The organism is Rouxiella sp. Mn2063, from assembly GCF_049319665.1.
Taxonomy (GTDB): Bacteria; Pseudomonadota; Gammaproteobacteria; order Enterobacterales; family Enterobacteriaceae; genus JBMOUD01.
Genome location: NZ_JBMOUD010000031.1, coordinates 1 through 7,519, shown reverse-complemented (window position 1 = coordinate 7,519; position 7,519 = coordinate 1). Strand labels below are relative to the sequence as shown.

Annotated in this window: 9 protein-coding genes and 2 pseudogenes; 6 read left to right on the top strand and 5 right to left on the bottom strand. The window is 43.4% G+C overall.

Translation table 11 applies throughout. The features are described from left to right. Positions 1-536 (bottom strand): MobA/MobL family protein (locus tag ACL9RG_RS22430; RefSeq protein ID WP_422794864.1); only part of this gene is annotated, 536 nt, incomplete at its 3' end. Positions 537-699: 163 nt separating this feature from the next. On the opposite strand from ACL9RG_RS22430, the gene traD reads away from it, so the two are divergent. The 5 genes and pseudogenes from traD to ACL9RG_RS22405 all read left to right on the top strand — a co-directional run. Beyond that, entirely contained in the window at positions 700-1,170 is a 471-nt protein-coding gene (gene traD / locus ACL9RG_RS22425) for a conjugal transfer protein TraD (protein ID WP_422794863.1), read from the top strand. A gap of 603 nt (positions 1,171-1,773) precedes the next feature. Next, entirely contained in the window at positions 1,774-2,466 is a 693-nt protein-coding gene (locus tag ACL9RG_RS22420; protein ID WP_422794862.1) for a replication initiation protein, read from the top strand. Positions 2,467-2,474: 8 nt separating this feature from the next. Then, positions 2,475-2,894: a DNA-binding protein gene (locus tag ACL9RG_RS22415; protein WP_422794861.1), complete on the top strand. Its 420-nt coding sequence runs from the start codon at positions 2,475-2,477 to the stop codon at positions 2,892-2,894. Positions 2,895-3,102: 208 nt separating this feature from the next. Continuing rightward, positions 3,103-3,468: a hypothetical protein gene (locus tag ACL9RG_RS22410; RefSeq protein WP_131628335.1), complete on the top strand. Its 366-nt coding sequence runs from the start codon at positions 3,103-3,105 to the stop codon at positions 3,466-3,468. Beyond that, positions 3,453-3,587: pseudogene (locus tag ACL9RG_RS22405) on the top strand (GNAT family N-acetyltransferase); the annotation flags it as partial. The gene ACL9RG_RS22410 and the pseudogene ACL9RG_RS22405, both read left to right, overlap by 16 nt. Before the next feature lie 58 nt (positions 3,588-3,645). Here ACL9RG_RS22405 and ACL9RG_RS22400 read toward each other — a convergent pair. Beyond that, the gene (locus ACL9RG_RS22400; protein WP_422794860.1) at positions 3,646-4,737 is read right to left on the bottom strand and encodes a restriction endonuclease, SacI family; all 1,092 of its coding nucleotides are present in this window, start codon (positions 4,735-4,737) and stop codon (positions 3,646-3,648) included. Further along, positions 4,706-5,029, bottom strand: coding sequence for a helix-turn-helix domain-containing protein (locus tag ACL9RG_RS22395; protein WP_422794859.1), 324 nt, complete (start codon positions 5,027-5,029; stop codon positions 4,706-4,708). The genes ACL9RG_RS22400 and ACL9RG_RS22395 overlap by 32 nt, the downstream gene beginning before the upstream one ends. A 73-nt stretch (positions 5,030-5,102) precedes the next feature. Here ACL9RG_RS22395 and ACL9RG_RS22390 point away from each other — a divergent pair, with 73 nt between their 5' ends. Beyond that, the gene (locus tag ACL9RG_RS22390; protein WP_422794858.1) at positions 5,103-6,206 is read left to right on the top strand and encodes a DNA cytosine methyltransferase; all 1,104 of its coding nucleotides are present in this window, start codon (positions 5,103-5,105) and stop codon (positions 6,204-6,206) included. Between the two features lie 65 nt (positions 6,207-6,271). Here ACL9RG_RS22390 and ACL9RG_RS22385 read toward each other — a convergent pair whose 3' ends face one another. Both ACL9RG_RS22385 and ACL9RG_RS22380 read right to left on the bottom strand, forming a co-directional pair. Continuing rightward, on the bottom strand, positions 6,272-6,856 hold the full coding sequence (locus ACL9RG_RS22385; protein ID WP_422794857.1) for a tRNA modification GTPase: 585 nt from the start codon (positions 6,854-6,856) through the stop codon (positions 6,272-6,274). A 12-nt stretch (positions 6,857-6,868) separates the two neighbouring features. Next, positions 6,869-7,519: pseudogene (locus ACL9RG_RS22380) on the bottom strand (MobA/MobL family protein); the annotation flags it as partial.

Genomic DNA, 7,519 nt, shown 5'->3' with positions numbered 1-7,519 from the left:
CGTTCCCGCTGCGCCACCAGGTGTTCCCTGCGTCCGGTCGGCGTTTCCCCGAAACGCGCTTTCTTCGCACCGCCGCGCTCCGGCGCCTGGCTGTTGGCGCGTCTGAAATACTGCTCAGGGTCACGGTGAATACCGTCATTGAGGCGCTCAGAGAACATGATATGGGCGTGCGGCTGCTCGCCGCCGGCTATCGCGGCTTTCGGGTTATGGACAGCAAACTGGTACGCATGACGGTCGCCGATTTCCTGCCGGACAAAATCGCGGACCAGCTCAAGACGCTGCTCCGGTTTCAGCTCGCGAGGCAGGGCAATCTCAATCTCGCGGTAAGTGCAACCGTTGGCACGTTCAAACGTGTCAGCGGCTTTCCAGAACTCCGCCGGCTTGTGCGCTGCCCACGCCGGCATATTGCCGGACTCTCTGTACTCAAGGTCGGAGTCTTTTTCACGGGCATACTTTCCCTCACGCGCAATATAATCGGCATGGGGAGAGGCACTGCCTTTCCCGCCGGTTTTTACGCTGAGGTGATAGGATGCCATTCTGTTTTATCCCGCTGAAGGCGCGCACCGTTTCTGAACGAAGTGAAGAAACGTCTAAGTGCGCCCTGTCAATTTAAAATTGTGCAGGGATTGTAGTGGAATTTGACCTCCTCTGCCATCACTGAGCATAATTATCCCGTTAACATTCAGAGGGTAAACAGTCATGGCTAAAAGCGAAAAACAGGAACAGTGGGCGGCAGACAGGGTGCAGTATATTCGCGGATTAAAGTCACCGAATGAACAGCAGAAACTCATGCTGATACTGACGGAGAAAGCGGATAAAACAGCGCAGGATGTTAAAACGCTGTCCCTGCTTATCCAGGCTGAACAGGCAGCAGAGAAAGCACAGGAAGCCAGAGCCAGGGTGATGAACCTGATTCAGGCAGAGAAGCGGGCAGAGGCAAAAGCTGCACGTAAAGCCCGTGACCATGCGCTGTACCAGTCAGCCGGACTGCTCATCATGTCAGGGCTTGTTGACAGTCAGACGGGTAAGCCTGTTGATGATGCCGCAGCCCTGCTGGGTGCGTTAGCCAGTCTGAATGACCTGTCGAGGGATAATCCGAAGTGGTCAGACTGGAAAATCAGGGGGCAGGAGCTGCTCAACAGCAAAAAGGCTGATTGCCCTGCACAGTAAGGCAGTCGTAAAACGCCCTGAGAAGCCCGTAGCGGGCTTTTCTTTCCTTCGCAGTGAAATCACCCGTCATGGTCAGTGAAAAACGCCTGTAGCGCCATTCAGACACATTCCCTGCCAGAGCCGTGAGCGAAGCGAACTGAATTTCACGGAAAGAACAGCTAATTCAGGTGCCGGACGGTCGGAGACAAAAGGAATGTTCAGCGATCTGCCCGAGCCTGCGAGGGTGCTATCTCAGCCTTTAGGTTTTGAAGGTTTGTTTTGAAGAGGAGCAAACAGCGTTTGCGACATCCCTTTGTGATACCAGACAACTCACCAGCATCATGAGTTATGCACAGGGCATTTCCTTTTTAATCTTGTTTTTTGTTTTTATTCTTGTTTTAGCTACGATTAAACTAATGATAAATAATGGAAAAACCAATTTTAGGCATAGAAATTTACGGTGATAGGCATAGAAATTTACGGTGATAGGCATAGAAATTTACGGTGATAGGCATAGAAATTTACGGTGATATTCACAAAAAAGGCATAGAGAAAAAAATAACCTTGCCTTGGCTTTAGGTATAGGTTAATTTTTTCTCTATGCCAACTAACTAGGTCACGTGCATGTCTGAACTAATAGCCTATAAATCCAATGCATTGATTGAGGCTAGCTATAAACTAACCCTGCAAGAGCAGAGGTTGCTCCTGATATGCATTGGAAAAATAAATCCTAGAGATGAGCTAAGCCAAAAATTATTCCAAGTAACGTCCACCGACTTCTATCTTGCATTCCCTGATATGGGAAAAAGTAATGCTGAGAGACACCTTAGAGAGGCAATAGACAAGCTAGCTGAGCGCTGGATCCATATACAAAACAACAATGAAAGAAGAAGGATTAGATGGATACAGGAAGAGGCTGAATACTTCAATGGAGAAGGTAAGATAGAAATCGTATTTTCTGAATCAATTATGCCTTATTTAACACAGTTAAAAGGCCAGTTTACGAAGATAGTCATTAAAAACGTATCAGCCCTAAAAAGTGTTTACAGTATCCGCCTATATGAACTGTTGATGCAGTTCAAAGTGATCGGTGACCGACTTATAAGTCTTGAAGATTTTAGAGCAATGCTTGGTCTTGATGAAGATAAGTACCCTTCATTCAAGTCTCTTAATCAGTGGGTGATAAAGCCAGCAGTTAAAGAGCTTAATCAAAAAAGTAACCTATCAGTTACAGTTGACCCAGTTAAGAAAGGAAGAAGTGTTTTTGCATTGCACTTCCACTTTAAAGAAGATCAACAAATCAAAATGTCTATATAGGATTGCATATGGCATCAGTATCAATAAGTGAAGCTGCAAGACTTACAGGCAAGGCTAGAAGCACGCTACATAAGTACATCAAACAGGGGCGTCTGTCTGTGACTACAGATGCCGCTACAGGATCAAAAACCATTGAAACATCTGAGCTTATACGTGTTTTCGGTAAGATACATGCTACACATAGTGACACCGTCACACCTGTAGTAAATGCACAGCAAAATACATATGCGAATAGCGATTCGCTACACCTTAAACTACAGCTGCTACAGCAAGAAAACGAACACCTGAAAACAGAAAAAGAATTACTACTAAAAAACCTAGATGATGTTCGACAAGCCATGCTGCTAATCGAATCCAAGCTACCTTCAACACCAGAACCGGTCACGCAGCCGGTGGTGAAAAAATCATGGCAATTCTGGAAGAAGTAGCGGTTTCAGCCGGCAAACCGGCTGAAACTGGATCCGCGATGCTGATAACAAGCCGGCAACACCAAAACCGTCCGTTTCTGGCCGGCAAAACCCGCGCTTTTGGACGTTCCGGCGGTTTTTTGCGATGAGTGGTGTAGCGGTGGTGCGCGCAAGAACTCTTATGTTAAATTTGGTTTTTTTTATATGAAACCGAGAGGTGGTAAATAACGTGAAACGTTTTATAAAAATGAGAAATGCATACGCCGCATTGTTTTTACTTACTAGCTACGCTGCCAGCGCAGAGGTTATCTCTGGCCCATTTAAAGACAAAGCTGAGTGTGCTGCCTTTGCAACCTTGGCTGGGTACGATAATCGAATCTCATCAGAACAAAAGTGGGGGATGTATGAGAGTTCATTGCGCAGTTTTGATGAGATGAGACCTAACCTGCGAGGCTCAGTAAGGTTTATTAGTGAATACAATTATGAGATGAATGTTGCTGCAATTAGGGCGACAGATATGGTTATAGCGATAAAAGGAAAGCGCGAGAGTGCTGCTGTGAAGTTGTGGAATCAGAACGATTGCAGCTCGAAATAGGTATTCACCAGCAACCGGCTATAGCGCTTTATCGAAGATGCGGGTACGAGATATGCGATTCATTCCCCCCGTATAAAGCAGATCCGTTGAGTGTTTTTATGCGCAAAGAGCTCCCTTAACGTAACGCTGTTATAGCGCCAAGGAAGGGCGCTATAGGGATGTTATGTTCAATCGCCCTTATTTTTGTTTAATCCAGTCTAACTCTCTAAAAATAGATCCTATATGCTTTATAGTATCATCTTTCATTTTTGCTTTGTCAGTATGATAGTCTATTATTTTTATAACATTCTGAATATCAATAGATAAATAACTTATTGTAGATACAAAGTGAGAAAGTACATCAACAAAATAAACACTCACTCCTTTTTTAGCCCAGATAGCTGTTAGATCACCTATTGTGGAATCCATTAAACTACCATTAGGGCCAATAGCAAACATTATCACCCTAATACCATATTTCAGTGCTTTATTTACCGCATGTTCAACGTCATGAGATGAGAATCTTTTATCTTTAACTTCGATGGTGTAAACCACACGTTCACCATCATATACATCTATATCTAAAATTTCATTAGAAGATGTCCCAGCTTGATTGACTTTATGAACACGAACATCAAAACCACCACTAAACTCAGAGAAAAGGCTAAATGTCAGGCCAACCAGCAAAGCACTCGATTCACCTTCAAAAGATTTACCCAACAACAAGCGAGCAAAATTAATTAAGTCAGTTTGCTGATGATTACCTACATCAGTAGATAATAAGTTTATAAAATCCCTCGGCTCTCTTTTAAATATATAATAAATACAATCCTTCAAGCAACTCAAGGCTTCATCACTAGATGATACACCACTCAAAATTTTAATGGTACACTTCAAAAGTCTCTCATCATTACCTCTTCTTACAGGATTCTTTATGTCCAGTGAAGGGTATCTAGCTGGCTTGTTTAAAAAAGGTTCATTTGAGCCACCTAACCTATTAGCTAATAATTCCCTCTCAATAGGAACCAATACATTATGACAGACTGAACGTGCATCATACGCACCATCCAAATCAGAACCAGCCTGTAAGGCCAATGGGTTGCAATCTTGATTTACTGCTTTAGATAAAAGTCCTGTAACTAAAATATATCTATAAGTTACATGCGTTCCAAGTATCACAGACTCAATTTCTTTACAAAATTCAGTTTTAGGACGATAGGAACTTTTATTTCCTAAAATTACATCACGGAGAACATCATTAGCCTTTCTTTGATCTATTGTGACATTCATTAATCTTATTCCATATGTGATTAAAGAAATCACTATCTCCACTTGAAATAGCCTCTAAGAGATCTAAAAACTCAATGACATCTAATCTTCTTTCAAGCCTTTCAATCTTTGATATATCTGGCTGTGTAAACCCCATTTTCTGGGCTAGCACCACCTGAGAAATTCCTTTAGACTTTCGAGCTTCAATAAGAATACTTATTGTATCCTTATATCTGAAGTCATGAATTGAAGATACCCTAGTCGGTTGAATCATATGTAAGTGTCGATAGTAATTGAATTTTTCTTTTTCCATTTGACATCAGAAGCACAAATATTCCAAAATCGCATATTGCATGTTTAGAACACCAACCCAGAGCAGAACAAAAATGAACAGAAACAAAATAAAAAACAATGCCATATCTCTATTTAGTGGGGCAGGAGGCATGGATGTTGGATTCAAAAATGCAGGTTTTGATGTTTTGTGGGCTAACGATGCTGACCGTGATGCTTGCGATACATATCGTGAAAACTTCGGTGAACATATTGTTTTAGGTGACATAAATAATTTACTTAACACATTAGATAAATATAAAAATATTGACTGCTTATTTGGAGGACCACCTTGCCAAGGATTTTCTGTCGCAGGAAATATGGACCCTAATGATGAAAGAAGCAAACTGGTAATGAGTTACATGGAAGCTGTTTCCATAGTAAAACCTAAAGTTTTTGTAATGGAAAATGTAAAGGCACTGGCTAGCCTAAGTAAGTTCTCTGCCGTGAGGGAAAATATAATAAAAAAAGCCCATGGCATGGGTTACAACACGGAAATGTTAATACTAAACTCAAAGGATTTTGGTGTACCTCAATCAAGGGAGAGAATGTTCCTGATTGGATTTAAAAACAAAAAGATAGATGGTTCCCTAAATGACAATATTAATAAATTCAAAAAAGAAAGCAAAACAGTAAAGGAAACAATCATCCACCTAGGACCAGCAGGATCAGCACTAAATAAAAAAACAGTTAATGCAAAAATATCAATAGCTTCATCGCCAATTCTAAGAAAATCAGCATACGCTGGAATGTTGTTTAATGGCCAAGGAAGGCCTATAAATCCATATTCACACTCTAGTACCCTACATGCAAGCATGGGGGGTAACAGAACACCAATAATAGATGAAGATCAACTATACAATGATGAGAAGTCATGGGTCGAAGAATATCACTCTCATTTAATTAATGGTGGTGAGCCATACCCATCTACATCAGCACCTTCAAGATTAAGGAGATTAACTGTTGATGAAGCGCACCTACTTCAAACTTTCCCGAAAGATTTTATATTCAAAGGAAAACAAAGCTCTGTATTTAAACAAATAGGTAATGCTGTCCCATGTAGTTTAGCTGAATCAGTAGCAAATTTGGTTAACTTAATTTTAAATGGTGAATCATCACCATCGGTAATTGAGAAAGAAAACTTAGATCTAATTTTCTAATACAGAAGCCCTGTGCAGAATCAATAACACCTGCACAGGTTATTATTAAAATAATAATATATTTATTATCTTCTTATGATCAAATAGGTGTTTTTTTTGTCACCAAATGACTGACTGGTATCAACTTTAACGCACGGTTTTCCGTCACACGTTGAAATATCAGCGAGAGGGGCTTTTTTCTGCCAAACAGCCTCCATACGTTGCATTTCCGCAATCCGCGCATAACCGCTGTCGATAAAGTAATACATGCCCCAGAGACATCCCCCCATGACACCCAGCATCGTCAGTACGATATAAATCGCGGACTTCCATGTATAGCGTGACATCTCACGGCGCATCGCGTACACGGATTCATTAGCTGCTTTGACTACTTGGTTAAGGGCATTCACGGCAGGTTTTTGTTGCTCCTGACCGGTTTGTTTTAGCTCCTTCTCAACCAAGCTCAGTGCTGTGCTTACGGATTTTCTGACCGTCTCTGTCATATTGCCGGAGGCACTGTCTAATTCGCGAATGACCCGAGTCAGTGTTTCACTCTGCTGCTGTAGCTGCAAGGAGGCTGCGTGAAATTCCTCAGTTAGAGAGGTAACACGCTTTTCCAGCGCCTGATGATGCCCGATAAGAGCTGCGATTTGTTTAATTTCGTCACTCATAAAAAACCCTGTCTATCGTGAAAATGACCAGCCCCTGCCAGGCTTCTGTCGTTTCTGTTCGGCGAGGCGCTGCCTGTCTTTCTCCTGCTGACGCTGTGTTTCCGCCAGTCGCTCACGCTCTCTCTGCCGTTCCATTTCCTGATGTATCCCCTGAAACTCCGCCATTGCATCGTTAATAAGGGACTGAAGGTCGATTTCATCCTGTATATCCTTCAGTGCGTCACTGACCAGGTCGTTCAGCTTTTCCGGCTCTTTTTCAAAATCAAAGGTGATGCAGGCAGCGGCTTCCGGCTCAGGTTGCTGCGCCGGCTTAACGGACGCATTATCCCGCTCACTGAGGGCTTCCCGCAGCGAGGTGGTAACATCAATGACGCTGTCACGCTCATCACGGGACTGCTGCGCCTGTCTTTCGGCGTCCCTGCGCGCAAGGATAGCCTGTAACTGTTCCGTATCGAACCGCTGTACCTGTCCCGCGCCCAGATGCCGCTCCGGCTTCCGGTCAATGCCCTGCGCCTTCAGGGAGCGGGCGTCAACACGGTCGGTATGCTGATACCGCTCAAGGTACTCATTCTGCAGGTCAGCCCAGCGTTCCCGCTGCGCCACCAGGTGTTCCCTGCGTCCGGTCGGCGTTTCCCCGAAACGCGCTTTCTTCGCACCGCCGCG

Excerpts from the sequence above, each read along its gene's own strand:
- traD (WP_422794863.1), top strand. The coding sequence starts at position 700 with ATGGCTAAAAGCGAAAAACAGGAACAGTGGGCGGCAGACAGGGTGCAG.
- ACL9RG_RS22420 (WP_422794862.1), top strand. The coding sequence starts at position 1,774 with ATGTCTGAACTAATAGCCTATAAATCCAATGCATTGATTGAGGCTAGC.
- ACL9RG_RS22415 (WP_422794861.1), top strand. The coding sequence starts at position 2,475 with ATGGCATCAGTATCAATAAGTGAAGCTGCAAGACTTACAGGCAAGGCT.
- ACL9RG_RS22400 (WP_422794860.1), bottom strand. The coding sequence starts at position 4,737 with ATGAATGTCACAATAGATCAAAGAAAGGCTAATGATGTTCTCCGTGAT.
- ACL9RG_RS22395 (WP_422794859.1), bottom strand. The coding sequence starts at position 5,029 with ATGGAAAAAGAAAAATTCAATTACTATCGACACTTACATATGATTCAA.
- ACL9RG_RS22390 (WP_422794858.1), top strand. The coding sequence starts at position 5,103 with ATGAACAGAAACAAAATAAAAAACAATGCCATATCTCTATTTAGTGGG.
- ACL9RG_RS22385 (WP_422794857.1), bottom strand. The coding sequence starts at position 6,856 with ATGAGTGACGAAATTAAACAAATCGCAGCTCTTATCGGGCATCATCAG.